This window comes from Paraliomyxa miuraensis (assembly GCF_026337845.1).
Classification (GTDB): Bacteria; Myxococcota_A; Polyangia; order Nannocystales; family Nannocystaceae; genus Paraliomyxa; species Paraliomyxa miuraensis.
Window position 1 is genome coordinate 1 of sequence record NZ_JAOVZF010000151.1, and the last position, 24839, is coordinate 24839.

The 24839-nt window shown below is 71.0% G+C and carries 19 protein-coding genes; 11 read left to right on the forward strand and 8 right to left on the reverse strand.

All coding sequences use genetic code 11. The features are described 5' to 3' along the window. Window positions 1-76: 76 nt before the first annotated feature. Window positions 77-1069: a PEGA domain-containing protein gene (locus tag OEB96_RS18090; protein ID WP_266217315.1), complete on the reverse strand. Its 993-nt coding sequence runs from the start codon at window positions 1067-1069 to the stop codon at window positions 77-79. A 184-nt stretch (window positions 1070-1253) separates the two neighbouring features. On the opposite strand from OEB96_RS18090, the gene OEB96_RS18095 reads away from it, so the two are divergent. The 3 genes from OEB96_RS18095 to OEB96_RS18105 all read left to right on the forward strand — a co-directional run bounded on the left by OEB96_RS18095 (window position 1254) and on the right by OEB96_RS18105 (window position 5743). Further along, on the forward strand, window positions 1254-3899 hold the full coding sequence (locus OEB96_RS18095; protein WP_266217317.1) for a protein kinase domain-containing protein: 2646 nt from the start codon (window positions 1254-1256) through the stop codon (window positions 3897-3899). Window positions 3900-3967: 68 nt separating this feature from the next. Further along, complete coding sequence (locus tag OEB96_RS18100) at window positions 3968-4906, forward strand: hypothetical protein (RefSeq protein WP_266217318.1); 939 nt, start codon at window positions 3968-3970, stop codon at window positions 4904-4906. 105 nt (window positions 4907-5011) lie between these two features. Continuing rightward, window positions 5012-5743 (forward strand): sterol desaturase family protein, encoded by a 732-nt coding sequence (locus OEB96_RS18105; protein ID WP_266217320.1) that lies wholly within the window; start codon window positions 5012-5014, stop codon window positions 5741-5743. Between the two features lie 8 nt (window positions 5744-5751). On the opposite strand, the gene OEB96_RS18110 is transcribed toward OEB96_RS18105, so the two are convergent. Together OEB96_RS18110 and OEB96_RS18115 are read right to left on the reverse strand one after the other, a co-directional pair. Beyond that, window positions 5752-8691, reverse strand: coding sequence for a serine/threonine-protein kinase (locus tag OEB96_RS18110; protein ID WP_266217321.1), 2940 nt, complete (start codon window positions 8689-8691; stop codon window positions 5752-5754). Window positions 8692-8796: 105 nt separating this feature from the next. Continuing rightward, window positions 8797-9948: a DegT/DnrJ/EryC1/StrS family aminotransferase gene (locus tag OEB96_RS18115; RefSeq protein ID WP_266217323.1), complete on the reverse strand. Its 1152-nt coding sequence runs from the start codon at window positions 9946-9948 to the stop codon at window positions 8797-8799. Window positions 9949-10100: 152 nt separating this feature from the next. On the opposite strand from OEB96_RS18115, the gene OEB96_RS18120 reads away from it, so the two are divergent. Further along, a complete protein-coding gene (locus OEB96_RS18120) occupies window positions 10101-11027 on the forward strand; it encodes an alpha/beta fold hydrolase (protein ID WP_266217325.1) in 927 nt (308 codons plus the stop codon). An 8-nt stretch (window positions 11028-11035) separates the two neighbouring features. Here OEB96_RS18120 and OEB96_RS18125 read toward each other — a convergent pair whose 3' ends face one another. The 3 genes from OEB96_RS18125 to OEB96_RS18135 all read right to left on the reverse strand — a co-directional run bounded on the left by OEB96_RS18125 (window position 11036) and on the right by OEB96_RS18135 (window position 14080). Next, window positions 11036-12334, reverse strand: coding sequence for a hypothetical protein (locus OEB96_RS18125; protein ID WP_266217327.1), 1299 nt, complete (start codon window positions 12332-12334; stop codon window positions 11036-11038). A 187-nt stretch (window positions 12335-12521) separates the two neighbouring features. Then, the gene (locus tag OEB96_RS18130; RefSeq protein ID WP_266217328.1) at window positions 12522-13508 is read right to left on the reverse strand and encodes a tetratricopeptide repeat protein; all 987 of its coding nucleotides are present in this window, start codon (window positions 13506-13508) and stop codon (window positions 12522-12524) included. After that, the gene (locus OEB96_RS18135) at window positions 13505-14080 is read right to left on the reverse strand and encodes an RNA polymerase sigma factor (RefSeq protein ID WP_266217329.1); all 576 of its coding nucleotides are present in this window, start codon (window positions 14078-14080) and stop codon (window positions 13505-13507) included. The genes OEB96_RS18130 and OEB96_RS18135 overlap by 4 nt, the downstream gene beginning before the upstream one ends. 291 nt (window positions 14081-14371) lie before the next feature. Between OEB96_RS18135 and OEB96_RS18140 the strand changes: the two genes are divergently transcribed. From OEB96_RS18140 to OEB96_RS18155, 4 genes are all read left to right on the forward strand, one after another. Then, entirely contained in the window at window positions 14372-15325 is a 954-nt protein-coding gene (locus tag OEB96_RS18140; RefSeq protein WP_266217331.1) for a WD40/YVTN/BNR-like repeat-containing protein, read from the forward strand. Window positions 15326-15374: 49 nt separating this feature from the next. Next, window positions 15375-16040: a C-type lectin domain-containing protein gene (locus OEB96_RS18145; protein ID WP_266217333.1), complete on the forward strand. Its 666-nt coding sequence runs from the start codon at window positions 15375-15377 to the stop codon at window positions 16038-16040. Between the two features lie 72 nt (window positions 16041-16112). Next, a complete protein-coding gene (locus OEB96_RS18150; RefSeq protein ID WP_266217335.1) occupies window positions 16113-17819 on the forward strand; it encodes a DUF1592 domain-containing protein in 1707 nt (568 codons plus the stop codon). Between the two features lie 3 nt (window positions 17820-17822). Next, a complete protein-coding gene (locus OEB96_RS18155; RefSeq protein ID WP_266217336.1) occupies window positions 17823-19148 on the forward strand; it encodes a DUF1552 domain-containing protein in 1326 nt (441 codons plus the stop codon). Between the two features lie 23 nt (window positions 19149-19171). Here the strand turns inward: OEB96_RS18155 and OEB96_RS18160 are convergent, their stop codons facing one another. Together OEB96_RS18160 and OEB96_RS18165 are read right to left on the reverse strand one after the other, a co-directional pair. Then, on the reverse strand, window positions 19172-20338 hold the full coding sequence (locus OEB96_RS18160; protein WP_266217338.1) for a hypothetical protein: 1167 nt from the start codon (window positions 20336-20338) through the stop codon (window positions 19172-19174). Between the two features lie 4 nt (window positions 20339-20342). After that, window positions 20343-21878 (reverse strand): SLC13 family permease, encoded by a 1536-nt coding sequence (locus OEB96_RS18165; protein ID WP_266217340.1) that lies wholly within the window; start codon window positions 21876-21878, stop codon window positions 20343-20345. 99 nt (window positions 21879-21977) lie between these two features. Here OEB96_RS18165 and OEB96_RS18170 point away from each other — a divergent pair, with 99 nt between their 5' ends. From OEB96_RS18170 to OEB96_RS18180, 3 genes are read left to right on the forward strand one after another with little or no spacing between them, the layout of a single operon-like run. Then, window positions 21978-22910 carry an ABC transporter ATP-binding protein gene (locus OEB96_RS18170; RefSeq protein ID WP_266217341.1) on the forward strand — a complete coding sequence of 311 codons (933 nt, stop codon included), beginning with the start codon at window positions 21978-21980 and terminating at the stop codon, window positions 22908-22910. Continuing rightward, complete coding sequence (locus tag OEB96_RS18175) at window positions 22907-23830, forward strand: ABC transporter permease (RefSeq protein WP_266217343.1); 924 nt, start codon at window positions 22907-22909, stop codon at window positions 23828-23830. The genes OEB96_RS18170 and OEB96_RS18175 overlap by 4 nt, the downstream gene beginning before the upstream one ends. Beyond that, window positions 23827-24765 carry an ABC transporter ATP-binding protein gene (locus tag OEB96_RS18180; protein ID WP_266217345.1) on the forward strand — a complete coding sequence of 313 codons (939 nt, stop codon included), beginning with the start codon at window positions 23827-23829 and terminating at the stop codon, window positions 24763-24765. The genes OEB96_RS18175 and OEB96_RS18180 overlap by 4 nt, the downstream gene beginning before the upstream one ends. The last annotated feature ends 74 nt before the right edge of the window (window positions 24766-24839 follow it).

Below are 24839 nucleotides of genomic sequence, written 5' to 3' on the forward strand. Positions count from 1 at the left end.
GGCCGACCTCTGCGCTGGCTGCCCCAAGCGTACCCCCAGGTTTCATCCTTGGGGGTACGCGTCAGCGAGTGGGCGACTAGAACCGGCCGGTGAGGCTGGCGCCGCCGATGCCGGGGACGAGGCGGAGGCGGGCGCCCACGCCCGAGCGCTGCAGGCGATCTTGGCGGCGCTGGGCGAGCATCAATCCGACGCCGGTGCTGACGAGCGCGACCCCCACCACGGTGAGCACGACGCCGCCGTTGACGGTGTCGTAGAGGTACTGGCAGGTGCCGTTGACGTCGGCGTTGCAGTCGCTCTGGATCGGCCTCTCGTCGATCACCAGCAGCCCGATGCCGGCGCCCAGCGAGCCCACTCCAGTTGCGAGCGCCGCCCAGGGCACCCAGACCGGTACGCGGCTGCTGCGAGCGAGCCGAAACGAGTACGACTCGTTGACTCCCGGTCGTAGGTCGACCTCGACGTGCTGCGTTCGGCGGCCACGCTTGACCACGTCGATCTCGTGCTGGCCTGGGGCGACCCGCGCCTGCACCGGAGTGCTACCCACGCGCTCGCCATCCACGTACACGTCGGCCCCCTCCGGATCGCTGTCCACGGTGAGGGTGGTCGGCTGCGTTGCGTTCTCGAGCGACGGCCGAAGCCGAGCCGCCAGGGCACCCACCGATTCCGCGAGCTCGCCAACGCCGCAGATCTCGCACACGCCCTCGACCGATGCCACCACCTCGCCCGTCTCGGCCGAGATGGCGTAGACCTCGATCGCAAAGTCTGGACCGGTGTGTTCGATGGTGCCCCCCACCAGCAGGTCGACATCGGCGGCCTTGGCCGTGTCTCGGTAGCAAGCGGGGTCCTCGCAGCTCGAGGCGCTCGCCGGCACGCCACGGGTGGTCAGCCCCGAGCGGGCCACGCCGTCCTCGAACCGCTGCTGCAAGGTGCTCTGGTCGGGACCCGAGACATCGTTGGGCAGCCTCAGGTGCATCGTTCCCACCTGCTCCGCGCTGGGAGCGGGGTCGGAACCCGAGGCTCGAGGGGCCAGCGCGAGGGTCAGCGCCGTGCTCAGCGGGACGAGCCACGCCATGGTGGGGAATGATACACACTGTTCCTGCGCTGGCGGAGTTTCCGGCCCAAGGGGTCCCGAAAACCCGGTGTGGGAACCACACCTCCGCTGATGTCGACCAAGGTGGCTGAATATCGTCGCGAGTTTCGCCCCGGTGCATGGGCCACGTTATGCTACCCGCCGGTCGACGCATTCGAAGGCAGGAATGGATCCCAAGGGCAAGCCGAGCGAGGACACCAAGAGGCGTCGTCCCACCCTGCCACCGCCACCGATGGTTGGGCTGCCACCGATCAAGAAGCCATCGGAGCCCGCAGGGACCCGCTCGTCGGAGCTGAAGACCGGCTCCGAGGCTTCGGGGCTGATCCGCGTGGCGGAGGCCCGTCCGGTCAATGTGGATGGGGCCGACCCCGACCCCACACCGGACGCCATCCCCGTTCCTGCGTCCGAGACGGCCGAGCCCGACCCAACGACGGCCGAGACCGCCGAGGAGCCGATTCCCGAGCTGCCCAAGCCCGCGCCGCCCAAGCCCGTCCCTCGTCCGGGGCCGCGGCTGACCTTGCCCAAGCTCGGTGCCAAGGGCCCCTCGGCCCCCCATGACCCCTCGTCCCGGTCGTTGAAGAAGACCGGCCAGTCCAAGCCCCCCAAGGACACCACGCTGACACGGGTCCGGTTGACGGACACGTCGGCGCTCCACGACCCCGAGAGCATCGAAGCCGACAGCACCGGCGTGCAGGTGATCGAGCAGGTACGCCTCGAGCCCGGCGAGCTGGTGGTGGGTACCCGCTATCGCATCGTGGGCTGGCTGGGCGAGGGCGGGATGGGCGTGGTCTATGAGTGCGAGCACCTGGACATCGAGCGCCGCGTGGCCCTCAAGATCCTTCGGTCCGGGGTCGACCCCAACTCGCGTCGCGCTCGCATGTTCCGCGAGGAGGCCCGCGCCGTCTCTCGCGCCGGTCGCAGTGAAGACGGTCAGGTCTCCAACATCGTCGAGGTCTACGACTTCGGCGAGCTGCCCGACGGCCGCATGTGGTTTGCGATGGAGCTGCTGCACGGCCGCAGCCTGGCCCGCTTGCTGGCCGAGGGGCCCATGGACCCCGCGCGGCTCATCGCGGTGCTGCGCCAGCTGTGCAAGGGCCTGGCCGCGGTGCACGACGCCAACGTGATCCACCGCGACATCAAGCCCGGCAACGTGATGGTGGTCCGCGACCGCGGTCGCGACGACGTGGTGAAGGTGGTGGACTTCGGCGTGGCGGCGGTGCTGGCCGAGGGCGACAGCGGCGAGGTCCAGCTCGAGGGCACGCCCAACTACATGGCCCCGGAGCAAGCCACCGGCAGTCGCTTCGACCATCGCCTCGACATCTACGCGGTGGGTGCGGTGGGTTTCCACATGCTGGCCGGCGCTCCGCCGTTCCACGGTGACGACGTGTTCCAGCTGCTGCGGCGAGTGTGCACCGAGCCGCCCCCGCGCCCGTCGGAGCTCAATCCCGAAGGTGGCATCCCCTCGGCGCTCGAGGACGTGATCCTGCGCTGCTTGGCCAAGGATCCCGACGATCGCTACGCCGACATGCGCGATCTCGAGGCCGCGCTCTGCGAGGCTCAGATCTCGTCCAAGCTGACGACGGCGTGGGACGATCTGCCGATCCCCACGGTCGAGCCGCAGTCGCGCTACGACGCGATCGTCAAGGGCATGCCGCGGCCCGCCTCCGGGCTCCATCGACCGGGTCGCAATCGCATGTTGGTGGCGGCCGCGGCGGTGGTGCTGGCCCTCGGTGGCGTGGGGGTGGTGATCGCACGGCAGAACGATGCCTCGGCCGAGGTGGCCGAGCGCATCGCCGAGCACGTTGCCGCGGCGCGCGGAGCCGCGGCTCGGGCTTTCTATCTCTACCCGCCGTCGGACGAGCCCGAGACGCGCACCGCCTATGTGGAAGTGCTCGAGCTCGAGGGCCTGGAGCCCGAGCTGGGCAAGCCTGCCGTCGAGGCGGCAACCGAGCTGCGCAAGGAATTCGCCGGTACGCTGGTGCGCCTGGGCGATCGCTACTGGGACAGCAAGGGCGGCCGCCCATTTGCGGTCGACTACTACATTGCGGCGCTGGCCTTCGATCCCACCGACGCCACCGCGCGCGAGCGTGCGCCGATCACTCCGGGCGAGCTGACCGAGCTGCGTCGCAAGGCGGCATCGCTCGACTTCGAGGCCATGGAGCTGTCGGCGAGCGAGCCCCTGCTGGCTCTGGCCGAGGACGACGACGAGGAACGCGTACGCAAGCTCGAGCGGCTCGGCAGCAAGGACGACGAGCGCGGGCTACAGGCCGAGCTGCGGATCCAGAAGCTCCTCGAGGAGGAAGGGGTCGAGACCCAGGTCGCCGCAGCCGAACCCAAGCCGCGCAAGAGCGACCGCAAGTCGGCCCCGCGCCCCACCGAACCCGAGCCCGACCTCGAGCTCGGCGACGACGTCGACGGTGACGATGGTGGCGGGCGCGTGGCCCCCCGCGAGTCGCAACGTTCGAACGAGCTGGTCACGCAAGGCCTCGCGGCGCTGCGCTCGGGCCAGCGCAAGAACGCCGAGACCTTGTTCCACCGGGCGCTCGATCAGGATCACAAGAGCCACCGAGCCCTCGACGGCCTGGCCCAGGTGCACCACGCCGAGGGCGACTACGACAAGGCCGTGCAGTACGGCAAGCGTGCGGTGGGGATGGCCCCCGGCCGTGGCAGCTACCGCATCCACCTCGGCGACGCGTACTTCAAGGTCTTCCGCTATCGCGAGGCCAAGGAGCAGTACCGCAAGGCCGACGAGCTCGGGCACGGCGAGGCTCGTGCGCGGCTCGAGAAGGTCGACTCCAAGCTCGGCAACTAGGGTCGCCTCGGCCCGAGCCGACTCGTGATTGCCCGAGAACGCCGTGAGCCTGCCTGGTACCCTTGCGCATGCTCCAATTCTCGGGGGTGCTCGTCCTGGCGCTCGGCGCCTCGTTCATGGGGGGAGAGCCGGCGTCGTCGGACGGCGAGGTGCCACCGGTGGCTGCGAGCGAGCCCGCGGCGGCTTCGAGGGCAGAGCCGAGCGGTGGTGAGCCCGACGCCGAGGCACCGGAGGTCGACCCCGACGCGCCCGCATCGCCCGACGAAGGCGGCGAGTCGTCCTCGGGTGCGGCCGCGCCCCTCTACACGCACGATCCCATGGTCTCGATCCCATCCCCGGCGATCGACGACGAGGTGGCGCCGAGTGCTCCGAGTGACGTCGCCTCGCCGGCCGATGAGTTCGAGCGCCGCGGCTTCTTCATCACGCTGGGCGCGGGGCTGACCCACTGCGCCCAGGATTTCTGCTCGGCGATCCCCATGGGTGGCCTGGGGCGCCTGGAGCTGGGCTACCGGCTCACCCGGCTCGCGCTGGTGGCCACGGTGACGGGCGGCGGCGGGCTGACCAACGACGACGATGCGGCGGAGACGTCGATCCGCACCCTCGATGCGGCAGCGGGGCTGTTGCTGCTGCCCGTGCGCGAGGGGCCCGTCGATCCGTTCATCGGCGCGAGCCTGGGCTACGCTCGCACGGTCCGCGTGCTCGACGAGGCCTCGTCCACCGACCGGCAATACTCCTCGCGCGGCGCGCTGCGGCTCTCGGGGGGGATCTTGTGGCACGTCACCCGGCGGGCCGCGCTGGGGCCTCGATTCGACGTGCAGATGCCGTTCGCCGGCAAGTGGTGCACGAGGTTCGATTCCGACTTCGATCCCGAGCCGCAGTGCCCGTCGATCCGCGAAGACATCATCGTCGTCGACGACCCCGACAAGAGCAACGAGTCCAAGCGCAGCGACCGACGCGCCTTTCCTCGACCCTGGGCCCTGACCCTCGACCTTCGCATCGCGTTCTGACGAATTCCGTCGCCAGGGGTCCCTCGGGTCGGATCCACCGCGGTCGGGCGCGCTCGGGCATGCTCGGGCTGGTCACGAGCCCGTCCGCGCGTCATGCTGAGGGACATGCCCGACGGCGCGGTGGCCTCGCCCGTTGCGGGTCGCATGGAGGAGCCGTGCGACCAGGGGTCGATCACACCCGAGGCGCGGGCGTTCTCGCGCGATCGGGTGGTCGATCGCTCCTTCTCACTCGCCGGACACCTGTCCAAGTCGCTGGGGGTGGCCGCAGCCATCGCCGTGCTGGGAGGGTGGCTGGCGTGGGGGGCGGCGTGGTGGATGTGGCTGGCGGTGCCGGTGTTCTGGCTGGTGGCCAACGTCGTGGAGTGGCTCATCCACTACTACCCGATGCATCGGCCGCTCTTGCCGCGGGTGCTCTATCGCAACCACGCTCTCGTTCACCACCGCGCCTTCGCCGGGGCCGACCAGGAGATCCACGAGCGGTGCGAGCTGTCGGTGGTGATGATGCCCTGGTACACGCTGCTGTTCGTGTTCGCCTCGGCCTCGCCGATTGCGGTGCTGGCGGGATGGATCGGCGGGCCGGGGCTGGCGGGCGTGTTCCTGCTCAGCGCGGTGGCCTACTTCTTGTTCTACGAGGTGGTGCACACGGTTCACCACTTGCCGCAGGCCTCGCTTCGGCGCTCGTGGTGGGGGCGGCGGCGCGTGCTGGCGAGCATGCGGGCCAATCACCACCTGCACCACCAGCTCGAGCGCATGACCGAGGTGAACTTCAACGTCACGTTCGGCCTCGCCGATCGATTGCTGGGCACGTACGAGCGGCCCGCCCGAGGGCGCGCGTAGACTCGGGCTCAGGGCGGTGCCGAGGGCTCGGGGTGGGCGGCCAGCCACTCGCGCGCGTACGCGACCATGTTCGAGTCCTCGATGTCACCCTCGTCCCGCCGTCGCATCACTTCTTGCAGCTCTGCGCGGGCCTCGGCCTCGTGACCTCGAGCGTCCAGGGCTCGCCCGAGGGTGAAGTGGGCCGCGACGGTGTCCGGGTGTGAATCCCCGACGCTCGCCCTGTGGATCTCCAGTGCACGTCGGGCCACGGGCTCGGCGTCGTCGGGTCGACCTTCATCGAGATGGAGCTCGGCCAGATCCCGTAGCGTGAGGGCGACCTCGGGGTGATCCCTTCCGAGCGCTCCTTCCAGGATCTCGAGCGCGTGCCGATAGGCCGCCGCCGCGTCCTCCGGGTGATCGCCGTTGGCCAGGAGCGTGCCCAGAGTGGTGTAGAACCGTGCAAGCTCCGGGTGCTTGGGGCCCAGCGTGCTCTCGCCGATCTCGACCGAGCGCCGCACCGTCTCCATGGCTCGCTCTTGCTCCCCGCTCGCATCGAGGGCCCGGGCGAGGGTGTTCAGCCCACGCGCCACCGAGGGATGCGTGGGGCCATGGAGTTCCTCGGCCATCGCCACCGCGCGCTCGAGGTAGCCCCGCGCCGCCTCGTGGGCCCGCGCATGCATGCTCGCGGCCCCGAGGTTGATGAGCAGCGATCGAGTCTGGGGGTGCGCCGCGCTCCAGATGGCCTCGGCGCGGTCGAGCCCTCGCTCGAGCACCGCGATCGACTGGTGGTGACGCCCCTGCCACAGCAGCATCACCCCCAGGTTGTTGAGCGCGTCGATCGTTCGCGGATGCTCGGGGCCGTAGCGTTGCTCGGCGAGCCCGAGCGTGCGGTCGAAGACCTCCTTTGCCTCGTCATAGCGCCCGACGTCGTGCAGCGCCGAGCCCAGCTCCGCGAGCGGGAGTGGTGGCGCATGGGGCACGGCCTCGAGCAGCTCCACCGCCCGCTGCAGCTGGGTCACGGCGGTCGGGGCATCGCCGAGCTGCCGGAGCACCATGCTCGATGAGACGAGCGCCCTGGCCTCCAGCGTTGCCTCCTGGTGCCGACGCCGTGCCAGCGCGAGCGCGGCGGCGGCCCATGTCCTGCCGCGCTCGGCGTGGCCCTGCTCCACGGCGACGACCTCCGCCAGCTCCGAGGCTGCATCCACCGCCAGCTCGTTGGCGTCGCTCGCCACCGCGGTGACGAACGCGTGCTCGAGCTGCTCCGCTGCCGGCTCGAGCTTGCCGAGCTCGTGCAGGACCATCCCCTCCTCGAACGCGAGCCGGGCGATCAGCGGTCCGTGCCCGAGCGAGCGTACGGGCTCGTCCAGACCGCGGAGCTCGGCCAGCGCGTCGTCGAAGCGTCCCGCGTGTCGCTGCACGCTCGCATGGTCGAGGCGCGTGCGTAGTGCTTGCAGCTGCTGCGCGAGCTCCGGATCCTCGGGCTCGGGAACCGCGGCGCGCAGCGAGGTCACGTCGGCGCACGGGTCCAGGCGAGGCAGCTCGGCCACGAGGTCCACGGCGCGCTCGACCACCGCGGCATCGGCCTGGCTGAGGGCTTCCACCGTCGTCTCGAGGGTTCGCAGGCGCTGGTCCAGACAGGCCATGCGCAGATCGAGCAGCTCCTGGGACTGCTCGATCGCGTCCTCGCAGGCCTGGGTGTGCATGTCGACCCATTGGCTCGCATAGCCGTCGAGCTCGGCCTCCACGCGGCTCCAGCTGGGCGCAGCATACGTGAGCTTCGAGGCGAGCAGCGCGTGTTCCACCCTGGAGCGCGCATCGTCATCCCACACCCGCTCGAGCTGCGCGTGGGCGCCCGTGCAGGTCTCCTCGCGCATGAGCCCCGGCAAGCTCGCGAGCGCACCACCGCCCAAGAACGCCACGCCGAGTCCCACCAGCCATCGCCACCGCGGGGCTCGAGGCTCGAGCTCGTCCAGCAATGCGGCCATCGATGGCCAGCGATCCTGGGGCAGTGCCGCGAGCCCGCGTCGCAGGACCTCGGCGATGCGTCGGGGTACGTCGACACTGGTCGGCCATGGGGGAGGACCGTCGAGCTTCTGCCGCAAGAGCGCCTGGCGCGTGCCCTTGAAGGGCCTGGCCCCGCACAGCAGCTCCCAGGCCGTGACACAGAACGCGTACTGATCGACGGCCGGGCCGATCGTCGTGCTCGGCTCGTGCTGCTCCGGGGCCATGTAGGGCAGGGTGCCGACGATCTTGCCGGCTCTCGTCTGCGGGTCCTCGGGGGAAGCACTCGCTGGATCGCTCACGTCGATCGGGTCCAGCGGCTCGGGATCTTCGTCCGCCGGCTGCGGCTTGGCCAGCCCGAAGTCGACCACGCGCACCCGGTCGTCACGCCCCAGGAGCGCATTGGTGGGCTTGAAGTCTCGGTGCAGCAGCCCCACCTCGTGGGCGGCCACCAATCCCCGGCCCGCCTGGACCAGGTGAGTGAGGATCTCTTGCCACGAGCGAGCCGTGTCATTGGCCCATGTGCGCAGGTCCTGCCCTTCGATGAGCTCCATCGCGATGTAGGGGGTGCCCTCGTGCTCGGTGATCTCGTAGACCTGCACCACGTTGGGGTGGGACAGCCTGGCCAAGGAGCGGGCCTCACGGGCCAGCCAGGCTCCGGCGTCGGCGTTGGCGTCCTTGTCGAGCTCGGTCCTACGGCGTCGACGCCGGTGCAGGATCTTGAGCGCGACCTTGCGATCGAGCTGACGATCGTAGGCCGAGAACACCGCGCCCATTCCCCCCCTCCCGAGCGCCTGCAAGACGACGTAGCGGCCGAGCTCGGCCGCCAGCGTTCGCCCATCGTCGGCTCCGCCAACGAGGTCTTCGAACGAGCGGGTCTGCACGGTCTGCGTCCGCAAGCGACGTGCCCGGAGATCCAGACGGTCACTGCTCTGGACCGAGCTGCTCTCGAGAGGATCGTCGTCCACGGATCGTGGATCGAGCCTAGTACAGGCGGTCGAACGGACAAAGGCGCGACGGAATCCCCTCGCGCCCGCCCTCTGACCAATGTTCGCGGGGCTCGACCCGTGCGGCTACGCCCCCGCGACCTTGCGAACGGCCGCGATGATGCGGTCGACCTCGGCGTCGGTGAGCTTGGGCGAGAACGGCAGCGAGAACGTTCGCGAGCCGATGAACGACGCGTTGGGGAACTGCTCGTCGGTGTACCCGAAGCGATCGCGGTAGTAGGGATGGCGGTGCAGCGGCGCGTAATGGATGCCGGTGCCGATGCCCAGCTCGTGCAGGCCGTTGCGGAAGCCGTCGCGATCGACCGGCGCATCGTCGGTGACCAGCACCGTGTACAGGTGCCGGGCATGGCGCGTGTCGGGCTCGACCGGGGCCGGAGTCATGAGCGGGAGGCCGGCGAAGCCCGCGTCGTAGCGCGCCCAGATCTCGTCGCGACGCAGCAGCCACTCTTCCGCCTTGCGCAGCTGGACCAGGCCGATCGACGAGGCGATGTCGGTGAGGTTGTACTTGTAGCCCGGGACCACGACCTCGTAGTGCCTGGGCGCGCCGTCGCTGTAGCGCGACCACGCGTCGGCCGACAGCCCGTGCAGCGACAGCACGCGCGCCTTGCGGGCCAGCGCCTCGTCGTTGGTCAGCACCATGCCGCCCTCGGCGGTGGTGATGTTCTTGGTCACGTAGAAGCTCAGGCACGAGGTGCTGCCGCCGGTCTCGCCGATGCGCCGGCCCTTGTAGCGGGTCTCGAGGGCATGGGCCGCGTCCTCGATGACCACGAGGTCGTGGGCCTTGGCGACGGCGAGGATCTCGTCCATGGCCACCGCTCGCCCCGCGAAGTGCACGGGCAGGATCGCCTTGGTCTTGGGGGTGACGGCGGCCTCGATCCCCTTGGGATCGATGTTGAGTGAGTCGCGCTCGCAGTCGACGAACACCGGGGTCGCCCCGGTGTGCACCACCGAGTTCGCGGTGGCGGCAAAGGTCATGGGCGTGGTGATCACCTCGTCGCCCGGCCCGATGCCGTGGGCGGCCAGCGACAGGTGCAGCGCGGCCGTGCACGACGACACCGCGATCGTGTACTGGGCCCCGGTGTACTCGGCGATCTTGGCCTCGAACTCCTTGGTCCGTGGCCCCGTACCGAGCCAGCACGTCCGCAGGGTCTCGGTGACGGCCTCGATCTCCTCCGGCCCGATGATCGGGCTCCCGAACACGATGAAGTCGCTGGACATGAGCTTCTCTCAGATATCACCCCCTCCCGTCCGGGGGCCAGCGTGGAGTGTCGACGCCCGTGGGCAGCGGCGTAGGTAGCGGATCCGCCCGTTCCGAATCGCCTGCGACTGGGGTCACGACGACCATTTCGCGCGTGCTAGAAACGCGGCCGATGCCGAAGACCAGGGTTGGCGAGCTCGATCTCTGCTACGAGTGGGTGCAAGAGCCCGCCCTCGAGGGAGGCCCGCCGAACAGCAACGCCGGGGAGCGCTTGCCCGTGGTGTTGATCATGGGGCTCGCGGCCCAGATGCTGCTGTGGCCCGACGGCTTTTGCCACGGGTTGGCCGAGCGCGGCCTGCCGGTGCTGCGCTTCGACAATCGCGACGTGGGGCAATCCACCTGGCTCGATCACCTCCGCGCGCCGAGCATCCGACCCCAGCTGCTGCGCTGGGCGCTGGGGCTCCCCGTGCATGCGCCCTACCAGCTCGAGGCGATGGCCGACGACACCGTGGGGCTGCTCGATGCGCTCGGCCTTGCGCGGGTGCACGTGGTGGGGGCCTCGATGGGCGGGATGATCGCCCAGCTGCTCGCCATTCGGCACCCGCGGCGGGTGGCCTCGCTCACCGCGATCATGTCCCACGCGGGGGATCGCCTCTCGGGCCTGGCCAAGCCCAGGGCGATGCAGGCGCTGCTGCGACCGCCCGCGCGCACCCGCGAGGAGGCGCAGGACAGGGCGGTTCAGATCGTCCGCGCGATCGGCAGCCCCGGCTTCCCGCTCGACGTGGCCGCGGTGCGCGACCGAGCGGGGCGGTGCTTCGATCGCGGAGTGACGCCGCTCGGCACGCTGCGGCAGATGAACGCGGTCCTGGCCGGTCGCGACCGCCGCTCGGCCTTGCGCTCGCTTCGGATCCCCTCGTTGGTCGTGCACGGGCGCGAGGATCCGCTCGTGCCCGTGGGGGGCGGTCGGCGCATGGCCGCCGCGCTGGGGGCGGAGCTGCTTTGCATCGACGGCATGGGCCACGACCTGCCCCAAGGGGCATGGTCGCGGATCGTCGACGCGATCGACCGCGTGGCAAGTGCGGGCGAGCGGGCCCGGTAGCCCCCGGCCTACACGCAGATGTCTTGGTAGTCGCTGCAGCAGTCGCCGTACTCGGCGCAGCCGGCATCGCAGTAGCACGAGTCGGTGCCGTCGGTGACCGGCGCGGTGTCATCGCAGTGGCCGACGCACGACAGCCCGCTGGGCGGCGGCTCGGTGGGCGGCTGCTCGGACTCGCTGCGGTTGGGCAGGCACACGCGTGCGGTCGCGGCCGAGGCGGTGCTGCTGCCCACGAAGCGGTCGACCTCGGTGGCCACGGTGCCCGGGATGTCGGCGCAGTCGTGGTTGCCCGCGTCGGCCTTGAGCACGCACATGCCGGTGTTGGTGCCGGCCTCGAGCTCGGTGCAGAAGGTGATGAGGCTGCCCTGGTCGGGGCAGTAGCCCTCGCACATCAGCGAGCACACGCCCAGGTCCTCGCCGGTCGGCGTGGTGAACGGGAAGCAGAACCCGTTCTCGCCCGAGGCCGAGAACTCGCAGGTGGCGTAGTCCCTTTGCTGCTCCTCGGGGAGCGAGTCGAGGTCCTCGGTGCACGGGCTGCCCACGAAGCCGGGCTTGGGGCCCGAGGGCACCTGGATCTGCAGCGCGTTGGCGTAGCGCTTGGTGATGTTCCAGACCAGCCAGTTGCCGCCCGACCCCTGCAGCACCCACGGGGTGTAGGCGTAGAGCGAGGCGGTGGCGTGGCTCTGCGGGGTGATGGAGATGGGATCGAGGGTCTGCCGGGCCTTGCCCACGCGCCACTGGCCGGTGCCGTTGACCGAGCCGTCGTAGTGCGTGCGCAGGGTGGTGGCGGCGCAGTCGATCTGCTTGTCGATGCCGCGGTAGGCCTCGTTGCAGGGCTTGTTGTCGGGGCAGCCGCAGCCCATGGCGAAGTCGACCGAGTTGCCGCTGGGGCGCGAGTCCTTGGCGACCAGGCTCTTCTCCACCTGCAAGCGCGACAGCAGCATGATGGGGTTGATCTGGTGGGCCTGGGCCACCTCGACCAGCACCTCGGAGAACTTGCGGCCGCCCACCATCTCGTCGGCGAGGAAGCTGCGACGGTTGTAGGGCGTGTGCTCGAGGAACGCCTGGATGTCGGACGGCGTCAGCGCGTTCGCAGCGGTGAAGAAGTCGTCGTCGACCACCAGGTTCTGGTTGAACACCTCCGAGACGCCGTCGGCCTTGCCCTCGACCGGCTGGAAGTCGAGCGGCTCGTCGTGATCGGTGTAGGGCTCCATGAGCGACTGATCGCGGGCGTCCCCCTCGTCGACACAGGCCGAAGCCATCAGAATGAGCGCGATACCCGCAGTGCTCCAGAGTCGAGTGGTCTGCATGTAGGTGTCTTCCGTTCCCTATACGGTAGACACCGACAGACGGCCGGATGCACGGGGAAAAAGAGATCAATCTTCGTGGGGTTGGTTACCCAAAGAACGGCCCAGGGCTCTGCCTCGGCCGAATCCGTGGGGTGGCTGACTCGCCGAGCGGCCCTGGTCTCCGAGGGCTCCCGAAGCTGCCGCGGGATCAGAGCGAGGACGCGCGGCCGAGGTACACGCTCGAGGGATGGTGGTGCCGCAGCTCGTCGATGGCCGCATCGCGATCGGCAGCGCGACCCAGCCGATGCAGCGCGCGGATCTTGCCCCAGCGCGCTTCCTCGGCCAGCGCACCGCCGCCACCCTGCAGGTAGCGCGAGAACGCCTTGAGGGCGGGCTGGGGTCGGCCGCGGCGGAGCTCGAGCTCGCCGATCGACACGTTGGCGGCGTGAGCCTCGGGCGATCCGGGATGCTGGCGGCGCAGGCTCGCATAGGTCGACAGCGCTCCGTCCACATCGCCGGCGGCCACTTGCCGTCGCGCCGTGCCGAGCAGCTCGCTGGCGCTGACGGTGACGGTGGGGACCTTGGGGCGAGTGCTCGAACGCGGTGGATCCGCGGCCTCGCTCGTGATCGGATCGAGCGCGTCGCTGGGTTGGTCGAGCGCAGCGTCCTCGGGCGCGGCGTCCTCGGAGGTGGGCTCGCTCGCTTCGTCCTCGCTCGTGGCCGCACGCGGCTTCGTACCGCGTGCTCCTTCGCGAGCGTTGGCCTGGCCCTCGGTGCGCGGCGATCCGTCCGAGCGCTCCATCTCGAAGCCACCATCGCCGGTCGAGTGGGCATCGAGCGCCCGGGGAGCCGGCCACGCGAGCCACAGGAGCACCGCGGCCGCGAGCGCCGTCGCGGCCGCGCCCAGCCCCATCACCCAGCCCCGCCGGGGACGCCGTGCGGCTGGTCGCGGGTCTGGTCGTGCGCTTGCCCTTGCCTCGCGGAACGCCGCGAGCGTGGCCTCGGCCCGCTGGCGATCGCTCGCGGTCGCCGGCTCGGGCCGACCGGCCGCAGCGAGCTGCTCGTAGAAGGCCCGCTCCTGATCGACGATCGCGTCGTCGGTCAGCGCGTCCACGAAGCGCAGCTCGTCGTCGGTCAGCTCGTCGCCCGCGGCCAGGGCGTCGACGAGCGTCTCCCATCGCTCGCGCTCACTCATGCCTCGGCCCTCCCGCGCTGGGAGGCCAGCGCTTCGTCGCGACGGATCAGCGCGCGCACGGCTCGGCGCGCGTAGAGCAGCCGCGACTTGACCGTGTCGATCGGCGCGCCCACCAGCTCGGCCACCTCGGCCACGCTGTGGTCGAGCACGTGCCGCAGCACCAGCACCTCGCGCTGCACCGCGGGCAGCTGCTCGAGGTACTCGGCCACGTGGCGGGGCAGCCCCTCGCCCAGCCGCGCCTCGGGGGTGGGGCCGGCCATCGCGTCCTCGTCGGCCCCGAGCTCCACCAGCCGCAGTCGTCGCACGTTCTGCTCGCGCTGGCGCAGACAAGCGTGCGCGGCCACTCGCCGAGCCCAGCGCACCAGGCTCGCATCGCCGCGAAATCCGGACAGGCCCTCGAGGACCCGCATCAGCGCCACCTGGACCGCATCGTCCACGTCGGCCGGGTTGGCCAGGGTCGCCCGCGCCACCGACCGCAGGTGCGGCAGCAGTCGGTCGAGCAGCTCGGCCTCGGCTCGTCCATCTCCGTCGAGCACCTGCCGGACCAGGCGCACGTCCGCCTCGCGGTCCATGACGGCGGGAGGATACCCGGGGGCTCGCGCGGGATGCAGCCGCTGCATGATGGATCGGGCCCACTGAAGGCCCCACCGTGGGTCCCGCAGTGGGAAGGCAGGCCACGGGGCGAGCTCGGGGCCGCTGAGGACGAGCGCATTCACGCCAACTGCCCCGATACGCGAGCGGGGCGATCCGGGTGAACGAAGGCACCAGGTTCTTTTGCCCCCATCACATTCAAAGAGGGTCCGAAATCGCGCAACATGCGCGTTTCACCCGATCGGCCGGCCTCGGGTATCGAGGGGCTGCACATGCAGGTGGTGCCTCGATCCTCCTTGGTCTTCGTCCTGGTGCTGCTCGGACTCGCGCTCTCGGGGTGCGGCGACGATGGCTCGAGCGACGGCGGCAGCAGCACGACCGGCGAGGACCCAGCCTCGTCCTCGGGGGTCGATCCTTCGACCGGCGCCGACCCGAGCACCGGCGAGCCCGGGACCGGCTCGAGCAGCAGCGGCTCCGAGCCCACCACCGGCGAGCCCGATGGCACGGATGACACCGACAGCACCGGCGAAGAGCCCCCGCCCGGCGATCCGGTGACGATCGCGGTCGGCTACGGCGGCATGCGGGTACGCTCGCTCGACGACGGCCAGACCTGGCAGGACTACGCGCAGCTCATCCCCAACGGCGGCGACGACATGGATCTGCTGCGCGGTGCGGCCTTTGGCGAGGGGCGCTTCGTGGCGGTGGGCTGGCGGATCTTCAGCTCGCCCGACGGCGCGACCTGGACCGAGCACGACAACCCCACCGGGCAGTGGTACGGGGCCGCGGCCCACGGCAACGGGATCTTCATGGCGGTGGGCGGCGGGGGCTACTGCGCGCGCTCCGACGACGGCCAGGCGTGGGAGGCCTGCACCGATGCCACCGACGACGGCGGCTTCACCCACGTGCGCTCGCTGCTGTTCCTCGACGGCCTGTTCTACACCGCCGATGCCAACGGGGTGCTGCGCAGCACGCCCGATGGCGAGCAGTGGACGGTGGTCGATCCTTCCTTTGGGACGCCGTGGGCGGCGATCGACGATGCGGGCCAGATCGTCCCGCGCGAGGAGGCGGCGCCCGCCGAGTTCGCCACCAAGCGCCTGCGCGGCGGCTCGCCGATCCAGCGGGCCGAGCCCGGCAGCGAGGACTTCGTGCCGGTGTTCGACGTGCCCGACGACAACGGGGTGTTCCAGGCGTATCGCTTTGCGTTCGCCGAGGGCTGGGTGCAATGAGGCGGCGGGCCCACGCGATGGCGTGGTTTCCTGCTACGGTCGTCGCACGATGACGGCGGGCTCGGCACGGGCGATCGGCGCGGTGGCGGTCGTCGCCGTGCTGCTCTTCGCGGCTTCGTGCGGCGATCAGGTCGTCGGTCACTTCGACGGCGGCTCGGGCTCGAGCGCGGGGCCGGCCTCCTCGGACACCGCGGGAGAGGCGGGCACCACGTTCACGGAGCCGCCCATGCCCGAGCAGTGCAACGGTCTCGACGACGATCACGACGGCCTGGTCGACGAAGTCTCGGCGGAGCTCACCGAGTGCAACGGCTGCCGGCTGCTCCAGGGCGAGGGCCAGGCCTTTTGGGTGTGCGAGACCGAGACCACGTGGGCCGAGGCCCAGGCGCAGTGCGAGGCCCTCGGCGCGACCTCGGCCATCGTGCCCAGCGAGGCCACGCAGACCTTCCTGCACGAGCAGGTGGGCACCGGGTGGTACTGGCTGGGGGCGGTGCAGGATCCCGACGAGGGCCCGTGGCGCTGGGTCGACGGTACCGCGTTCGAGTACGCCAACTGGGGCACCACGCAGCCCGACGACACGGCACCCGGCCAGGACTGCGTGCGACTGACCTTCGGGATCACCGGCGAGGGGTGGTTCGATGGGGCGTGGGACGACTTCTTCTGCGACGAGCCCACGTCGCACCGCGTGCTGTGCTCGGCTTCGCACGCTGCGCCATGAGCGCGGATCAAAAGCTCTCGGGTGGGAGATTTTCTTTCACCCGGTTCTCACCGACTGCGTATCGTGAGCGGCGTGAGGCGAGGGGCAAGGATTCGAACGGGGGCGGTCGCTGGTCTGCGGCGGTGGATTGCCGCGCTGCTGCTGACCGGCTGCTACGGCGGTCGCCACGACATGGTGGGGGCCGAAGGCGACAGCGGAGGCACCGACACCAGCGAGGATGACAGCACGGGCGAGCCCGTCGAGGACCCCACGGAGGACTGTGCAGGGGTGGGCGCCGGCCTGGCTCCCATGCGGCGCCTGACCAAGGCGCAGTACGACAACACGGTCCGCGATCTCTTCGACGGCGTGGTCGAGCCGGGGTCCACCTTCCCCATCAGCATCATCCACGAGGGGTACGCCAACAACCCCGCGGCCAATATCGTGTCGTTGTCGGCGGCCGAGGACATCCTGCTCGCGGCCGAGCATGCCGGACAGCAGGTGATCGACGACATCGGGTCGATCGTCTCGTGCGATCCCGGTGCCACCTGTGCCGAGGGCTTCATCGACGACTTCGGTCGTCGCGCCTTCCGTCGCCCGCTGCTGCCCGCCGAGCGCCAGGCCCTGCTCGACCTCTACGTCCAGGTCGAGTCCGAGGATGGTTTTGCCGACGGCATCGGCACCGTGGTCACCGTGGTGCTCCAGGCCCCGCAGTTCCTCTACCTGTTCGAGGAGGGCGGCGCGGAGGTCGAGGCCGACGTGATCGAGCTGACCGACTTCGAGCTGGCCACGCGGCTGTCGTATCTGCTGTGGGACACCACGCCCGACGAGGAGCTGCTGCAGCTGGCCGAGGCGGGCCTGCTGCACGAGCCCGAGCAGCTGCGCGAGCAGGCGCAGCGGCTGCTCGCCGACTCCGCCCGCAGCGGTCCCGCGCTCGATCGCTTCTTTCGCGAGTGGATGCACTTCGACGGCGTGCCCGCCTACGAGAAGGACGCCGCGCTGTTCCCCGGCTACGACGACGCGCTCGCCGGCGCCATGGACCAGGAGCTCAGCCGCTTCATCGACGGCGTGCTCGGAAGCGGCGAGCCCACGATCGAGCGGCTGCTGACCAGCAGCGTGACCCAGGTCGATGCCACCATGGCCGGGTTCTATGGTGTGACCCCGCCCGCCAGCGGCTGGGGCGAGGTGACGCTGCCCGCCGAGCAGCGCCCCGGCCTGCTGTCGCGTCCGGCCCTGCTGGCCGAGCACAGCACCGGCACCAGCAGCGCGCCCATCTTCCGCGGCCGGCTGGTGCGCACGCAGCTCCTGTGCGACAGCATCCCGCCGCCGCCCGACGACGCCATGGCCAACGCGCCCGAGTACCCCGAGGGGGCCACCGAGCGCGAGAAGACCGAGATCCTCATGGACCACATGAACTGTGGTGCATGCCACGGGCTGATGAACCCCATTGGGCTGGGCTTCGAGCGCTTCGATCCGGTGGGGGCCTGGCGCGAGCTCGACGTGGACGGCTCGCCGGTCGACGCACGGGGGGAGGTGCTCAGCGGCGATCCCCAGCTCGCGGGTGAGTTCGACGGCGTGCCGCAGCTCGGCGAGCGCCTCGCGGGCAGCGATGTCGTGACCGCGTGCTTCGCCAACCAGTTCTATCGGCACTCGCTGGGCCTCGAGCCCAGCCAGGCGCTCGCCTGTGCCGTCGATCCCATCGAGGAGGCGTTCATCGCCTCGGGTGGCGACATCCCCAGCCTCTTGCTCGAGCTGGTGGGCAGCAACGCCTTCCGCCTGCGGGTGGTCACGGAGGAGGAGTAGATCATGCGACGACGACAGCAGCTCTCGCGACGGAACTTCCTGCGCGGCGCCGGCGGCATCGCGGTCGCCCTGCCGTTCCTCGAGTCGATCGGCCCCGCGCGGGCGGGCGGCACCACGGCGCCGCTGCGCTACCTGCAGTTCATGCACGTGCAGGGCACGTTGATGAACGAGTGGGCGCCCTCGGGGCCGGCGGCGGCCATGGTGTTGTCCGAGATCCTGTCGCCGCTCGAGCCGGTGCGCGATCACATCGTGCCGATCTCGGGCTGCGACAACCCCTCGGCCAGCGACTACGGGGTCAATGGTCACGTCAACTCGGGGCGCACCGTCTTCACCTGTGCGCCCAACTCGGGCAACAACGATCTGGCCGATGGGCCATCGATCGATCAGGTCATTGCCGATCGGCTCGCCGCGCCCACGCCCTACAAGAGCCTGCAGTTCGGAGTGGGCGGGTCGGGCATCGGCGAGTACCAGGCGCTGATGGCCGGGCCGCAGGACCCGGTGCCGCTCGACGGTGATCCGCGCCAGATCTTCGACCAGCTGTTCGCCGATCTCGAGGGCGACCCCGCCGCGCAGCCCACCGCGCTCCAGCGCCTGCGAGCCCGCCGGGGCAGCGTGCTCGATGGCGTGCTCGACGAGCTCGGCCGCACCATGGCGCGGGCCAGCAGCGCCGATCGCCAGACGCTGGAGCGGCACGCCGACAAGATCCGCGAGCTGGAGATCCAGCTCGGCAACGAGGGCGAGGCCGGCATCGGCTGCGGGGTGCCCACCATCGACCTGCCGCCGGGCTACGAGCCCAATGATCAGGGGCAGGACGACGTGTCGTCGCGGGCCTTCATCGACCTGATGGTGATGGCCATGGCCTGCGACATGACCCGCGTGGGCACGCTGCAGTACACCAACTATCACGGGCCCGACTATCCCTGGCTCGGGGTCGGCGTGCCCGGGGCCTACCCCGAGTGGCACTCGATGGTGCACGACCTGCCCAACATGTCCGACCTGTCCGTGCCGCGTGCGGTGTATCGCTGGTACATGGAGGAGTACGCGTACCTGCTGCAGCAGCTCGCGGACACGCCCGACGGCGACGGCTCGCTGCTCGATCACATGCTCGTGATGTCGATCAGCGAGCTGGGCGACGGCGCCGCCCATGGCACGTGGAGCCTGCCGATCGTGCTCGCCGGGCGCGTGGGCGGGCAGCTGGCCACCGGGCGTCACGTCGATCTCGGCGGGGCACGGACGGGGGAGCTGTTCGTCACGTTCCTCCAGCTGTTCGGGGCCGACGACACGGTGTTCGGCAACCCGGCGTACTGCAACGGGCCCGTGAGCGTGTAGCGGTCGGCGCCAGGCTCGGTCGATCAGAATTGCACGGTGAGGCCCGCGCGAGCTCGCGGGCGCACGCGCCACGGGTCGAGCACCACGCGGCGGGTCGCGCCCTCGCAGCTCGGTGCCCCCGCCTCGCACTCGACGAAGGCGAAGCGATTGAGCAGCACCTCGGCGCCGGGCTCGATCACCAGCCACAGGTTGGCCTTGATGCGCACGGCGACGCTGCCGTCGATCGTGGCCAGGGCCGTGGCCCGCCAGCCCGCGTCGTCGCTCGAGGTCGCCTGCCAGCGCAAGGCCTCCATGGCGCCGCCCGCCAGCACGTGCAGCTCGACGCGGTTGCGGGTGTAGAGCAGCCGAGGGCCTGCGCGCAGCTCGGCGCGGTGGCGCCAGGTGACCACGGGCTCGCCGCGGCGCCCCGGCAGCAGCAGGCCGTAGCTCGCCGAGAGCACGTAGGCTCGCTTGGCGTGCATCTTCACGTCGAGGACGGCCCCGCTGCTCCACGGGATCTCGCGCGCGAGCCCGCTGCCCAGGTAGGCCAAGCCGCAGCCGATGCGGAAGGGCGGGTAGGGGCGGGATGGCTCGACGTACACGAGCTCGGGAGGCGGTGGCTCGTGCACGACGGGCTCGGCCGGTGGTGGAGGCTCGGGCTCGGGCTTCGGCGATGGCTCGAGATCCTCGGTCTTGGCCTGCTCCATGCTCACCGGCTCACCCGTGGCCAACGCGAGGCTCCCCGCCTCCACGATGTGCCACACCGCCTCGCGGCTGGCCTCGATGCTCGCGGGCTCGACGGGCACGCGGCGCACGTAGGCCGTGCCCTGCGCGTCGAGCATGAACACACGGATCTCCCCGGGCGAGCGCTCGTCGAGCCAGAAGGCGCCGCGGGCCAAGCCACCGCTCACCAGCGCTCGTGCGCGATTGGCCGCGGTCTGGCCCGGGGCGGGCTCGACCTGCTGCAGCTCCACCCCTTGCGCCTGGAGGTTGGCGCGGGCGGCCGCGAGCACCTCGAGCAAGCCCGGGTCGGTGCCGGCCGGGGCCACCACGTAGACGGCAGTGGGGCTGTTCGGGGCGGGATTGGTGGTGACGGCGTCGGCGATGACGACGTCGCCGGTGGGCTCGGCCGCGAGGACGACCGGCCCGGCGCTCGAGAGCGCGAGGGTGAGCCCCAGCGGGGCGAGCCGTCGCCGCGTTCGCCTCGTCACGACATCACCCCAGTAGCCACGGCAGCAGCAGCAACCCCGAAGCCACCAGCACCACGAACCCGGCCAGGTCCAGCCGAAGCCCGATCCGCACCATGCTGTCGAGGCGGATCATCCGCGTTCCGTAGGCCATGGCGTTGGGCGGGGTGCCCACCGGCAGCATGAACGCGTAGCTCGCGGCCAGGGTCACCGAGACCGCGGTCGCCGTGGGGTCGAAGCCGCTGGCCTTGGCGATCCCGATGAGCACCGGCAGCATCATGCTGGTGGTCGCCGTGTTGCTGGTGACCTCGGTGAGGAAGATGACCAGCAGCGTCGCGGCCGCGAGCAGGCCCGCGGGGTGCTCGGCGATCGGCCCCGCGAGCTGCAGCACCCCGCGCCCGAGCGCCTCGGCCAGCCCGGTGTGGAAGGTGAGCTTGCCCAGCGCCAATCCTCCGCCGAGCAGCAGCAGCGTGCCCCAGTCGATGTCCTGGGCGCTCTGCCACTCGAGCAGACGCCTGCGCTCGCCCGCCTCGTCCTTGGTGCCGTCGGGCAGCATGAACAGCAGGCTCGAGCCCACCAGCGCCACCACGCCCTCGTCGAGCGCACCGTCGGCCCACACGGTGAGCGCGTGCGCATCGCCCAGCGAGAGCTTGAACGCCGCGGGCAAGAGCCACCCGATCACGGTCAGCCCGAACACCAGCAGCACCCGAACCTCGCCCTTGCGCAGGGGGCCGAGCTCCTCGAGCTGCCGTGCGACCTCGGCCGTCAGCCCTTCCACCCGCTCGATCGGCGCCGGGAAGGCCCGCGAGGCCAGCCACAGCACGATCACGGTCATCACCGCCGCCGTGGGCACGCCGAACAGCATCCAGGTGCCAAAGTCGATCGAGGTGCCGGTCTGGCTCTCGAGCATGCCCATCGCGATCACGTTGGGGCCGGTGCCCACCGGGGTGGCCGAGCCGCCCAGCGACGAGGCGTAGGCCAGGGCCAGGCACATGCCGCCGCCGTAGCGCTCGAGCTTGCGCTGGGTGTCGGGATCGCCGGGCGCGGTGCGGCGGATCGTCTGGTAGAGGCCGAGCGCCACCGGCAGCAGCATCGCGGTGGTGGCGGTGTTGGAGATCCACATCGAGAAGCCAAAGCCGATCATCCCCACCGCGTAGAGCGCTCGCCTGGGCGAGCCGTCCACGAACGGTCGCGACACCAGCCACAGCGCGGCGCGGCGATCGAAGCCCTGCCGCGCCAGGCCCCCGGCGAGCAAGAAGCCGCCCAGGAACAGGAAGATCAGCGGATCGCCGAACGCGGCCATGGCCGTCTTGGCGTCGGCCACCCCCAGCACCACCGCGAGCGCCGGCCCCAGCAGCGCGGCCGCGGCCAGCGGGATCGCCTCGGTCACCCACAGCACCACCGTCATCGCGGCCACGCCGGCCAGGGTGTGTGCCTGCGGAGACAGGCCCGGCATGGGCAAGGCGATGAGGCCCACGAGGGACAGCGGCGCCAGCATCAGACCCATTGCACGGCGGCGTCGGTCGAAGCGTGCCTCGGCGTCGCTGAGGGCGAGATCGGTCACCGCGCAAGAGTACCCGCTCGGCGGCCCCGGTCGTGGGCGCGGGGCGGCGCCCAGCCAAATGCGGTAGAACGGAGCCGCGTGCTGCTGGCCCTCCACGGCGTGAGCAAGCGTTTCGGTGCCCTGCAGGCGCTGCGCGACGTGACCTGTGAGCTCGACGGTCGGGCCGTGGGTCTGCTCGGCCCCAACGGCGCCGGCAAGACCACGCTGATGCGGGCGTGCCTGGGCCTGCTGACCCCCGACGCGGGGGAGGTGCGCGTGCTCGGGATCGATGCTCGCCGCGATCCCGGGGCCGTTCGCATGCGCCTGGGCTACGCGGCCGAGGGTCCGCATCGGATTCCCGGCCTGTCGGGCCTCGAGTCGGTGGCCTACGCCGGCGAGCTGTGCGGGCTGTCGCGACGCACGGCGCTCTTGCGCGCCCACGAGATCCTCGACCTGGTGGGCCTGGACGAGGCGCGGCAGCGTCCGGTCGAGGAGTACAGCACGGGGATGCACCAGCGCGTGAAGCTGGGCATGGCGCTGGTGCACGACCCCGAGCTGCTCATGCTCGACGAGCCCACCAGCGGCCTCGATCCCGGCAACCGCGACGAGCTGCTCCAGCTGCTGGTGCGCCTGCGCGAGGGCGATGGACCGGCCGTGCTGTTGTCGACCCACCTGCTGCACGACGTGGAGCGGGTCTGCGACACGTGCATCATCATGGATCGCGGTCAGGTGCGCTACGCGGGCTCGCTCGAGCAGCTGCGGGCGCGCATGGGCGACGACGAGCACGTGCTGCGCGGCGAGGGGGACCTGGCCGGGCTGGCGTCGGCGCTGGCCCAGGCCGGGCACGCGGTGGCGCCGGGCGAGCGTCCCGATGCGCTGCGCGTGCGGCTGATCCCCGGCCACGGTCCCGAGGCGATCTGGCGCGCGGCCCAGGCCGTGGGTGCATCGCTTTGGCAGGTGCAGCGTCGCGGCCAGCGGCTCGAGGACGCGTTCATGGCGGCCATCGATGGGGGTGGCGCCGAGCATCGCGGAGAGGAGCGCGCGCGCTCGTGAAGGACCAGGTGTTCTCCGTCGGCTACCGCCGCTTGCCCGGCGATCGTCCGCGTCGCTGGGCGCCATGGCCCATTGCTCGCACCGCGCTCGCGCTCGCGTGGCGCAAGCGCTCCACCAAGCTCGGCGTGGTGCTGTGCGCCATGTCGGTGTTCGGCCACGGCATCGCGATTGCGGCCCAGGTGCTGGCCGAGCGCGTGATGGGCCGCATGGGCGATCGGGACGGACCCGGGGTGATGCGGGACGTGCTGCGCAGCGTCGTGGGCAACGTGCACGCCACCCTGGCCACCTTCATCGGGATGCAGATGATCGCGTGCGCATTCCTCTTGGCCATGGTGGCGGCGGGGCTGGTGGCCGAGGACCGCCGCACGGGCGCGATGGAGCTCTACTTCTCTCGCCCGCTGCGCCGTCGCGACTACGTGGTGGGCAAGCTGCTCGCCGCGGGGCTCGTGCCCCTGGTCACCCTGGTGGTGCCGTTCTCGTTGCTGTGGCTGGCGGCGGTGGGCATGGCTCCTGCTCGAGCGTCGCAGGAGCTGATGGGCCTGTTGCTGCCCGGGCTGCTCGGGGCGGTGGTGGCCGCGGTCGTGCTCACCACCACCATCCTCGGCCTCTCGGCGCTGGGCGAGCGCGGGCGCACGGTCGGGGTGATCTACGTGGTGGGCATGCTCGTGCTGACTTCGGCCGGTGCCGATCTCCCCCGGCACGGCCAGGCCTGGGCCGGCTATCTCTCGCCCCTGCGCAATGTTCAGACGCTGGCCGATGCCGCGCTCGATGCGGGCTCCACCGGCATGCTGATGCAGCTGCTCATCTCGCGACCCGACACCAATCCCTCGGTGACGCTCGCGGTGCTGTGCCTGCTGGGGCTGGCGGGGCTGGGGATGGCGCTGCTGCTGTGGCGAGTGCGGACGGAGGTGGCGGGATGACCATCGACGCCGCCAGCGTGGCCACCATGAGGATCGCCGGCGTGACCAAGATGTTCGGCACCGTGCGGGCGCTCGACGAGATCGATCTCGAGCTCGGGCCGGGGGTCACGGGCCTGCTGGGGCCCAACGGCTCGGGCAAGTCCACGCTGCTCAAGCTGATCTCGGGCCAGCTGCGGCCCGACACGGGCACGGTGAGGGTCGAGGGGCTCGACCCGTTCGCGCAGCCCGAGGTGTTCGCCCGGCTGGGGCTGTGTCCCGAGCAGGACAAGTTCTACGAGGAGCAGACCGGCGAGGCGTTCGTGACCGCGCTGACCCGGCTGCATGGCTATGGCGCGCGCGAGGCGAAGGCGCGGGCCCAGGCCGCGCTCGCCCGGGTGGGGATGACCGAGCACATGCGCAAGCCGATCCGCGCGATGAGCCGCGGGATGCGACAGCGCACCAAGATCGCCCAGGCCATCGCCCACGACCCGCCGATCGTGCTGCTCGACGAGCCGCTGACCGGAACCGATCCGCTGGGACGGGCCGACCTCATCGCGCTGGTGCGTGCGCTCGGTCAAGAGGGGCGCTGCGTGGTGGTCTCGAGCCACGTGCTCCACGAGGTGGAGGCGATGACCCACCAGGTGGTGCTGGTGCGCTACGGTCGGCTGCGCGCCCAGGGAGACATCGGGCGGCTGCGCGCGCTGCTCGACGATCGTCCCTATCGCTTTCGCATCGAGGTCGGGAGGCCGCGGGCACTGGCGGCGGCGCTCATCGCCTTGCCGCACGTTCAGGCCACCGAGGTCGTGGGCGAGTCGGCGCTCGAGCTGACCACCACCGATCTGATGGCCCTGTGCCGCGCCTTGCCCGGCGAGGCCGCGCGCCTCGGCCTGGTGATCGACCAGCTCGGCTCGCCCGACGCCGATCTCGAGAGCCTCTACCGCTACCTCATCGAGTGATCGCCATGCCTTCGGTCCACGTCCACGTCCTTCCTCGCGCGAGCGCGTGCGCACGTGCATGCATGGGAGGGCGG

Bases quoted from the DNA above. Each gene is read 5' to 3' on its own strand.
- OEB96_RS18105 (WP_266217320.1), top strand. From the start codon at position 5,012: ATGCCCGACGGCGCGGTGGCCTCGCCCGTTGCGGGTCGCATGGAGGAG.
- OEB96_RS18180 (WP_266217345.1), top strand. From the start codon at position 23,827: ATGACCATCGACGCCGCCAGCGTGGCCACCATGAGGATCGCCGGCGTG.
- OEB96_RS18100 (WP_266217318.1), top strand. From the start codon at position 3,968: ATGCTCCAATTCTCGGGGGTGCTCGTCCTGGCGCTCGGCGCCTCGTTC.
- OEB96_RS18155 (WP_266217336.1), top strand. From the start codon at position 17,823: ATGCGACGACGACAGCAGCTCTCGCGACGGAACTTCCTGCGCGGCGCC.
- OEB96_RS18140 (WP_266217331.1), top strand. From the start codon at position 14,372: ATGCAGGTGGTGCCTCGATCCTCCTTGGTCTTCGTCCTGGTGCTGCTC.
- OEB96_RS18115 (WP_266217323.1), bottom strand. From the start codon at position 9,948: ATGTCCAGCGACTTCATCGTGTTCGGGAGCCCGATCATCGGGCCGGAG.
- OEB96_RS18120 (WP_266217325.1), top strand. From the start codon at position 10,101: ATGCCGAAGACCAGGGTTGGCGAGCTCGATCTCTGCTACGAGTGGGTG.
- OEB96_RS18130 (WP_266217328.1), bottom strand. From the start codon at position 13,508: ATGAGTGAGCGCGAGCGATGGGAGACGCTCGTCGACGCCCTGGCCGCG.
- OEB96_RS18145 (WP_266217333.1), top strand. From the start codon at position 15,375: ATGACGGCGGGCTCGGCACGGGCGATCGGCGCGGTGGCGGTCGTCGCC.
- OEB96_RS18095 (WP_266217317.1), top strand. From the start codon at position 1,254: ATGGATCCCAAGGGCAAGCCGAGCGAGGACACCAAGAGGCGTCGTCCC.
- OEB96_RS18090 (WP_266217315.1), bottom strand. From the start codon at position 1,069: ATGGCGTGGCTCGTCCCGCTGAGCACGGCGCTGACCCTCGCGCTGGCC.
- OEB96_RS18125 (WP_266217327.1), bottom strand. From the start codon at position 12,334: ATGCAGACCACTCGACTCTGGAGCACTGCGGGTATCGCGCTCATTCTG.
- OEB96_RS18135 (WP_266217329.1), bottom strand. From the start codon at position 14,080: ATGGACCGCGAGGCGGACGTGCGCCTGGTCCGGCAGGTGCTCGACGGA.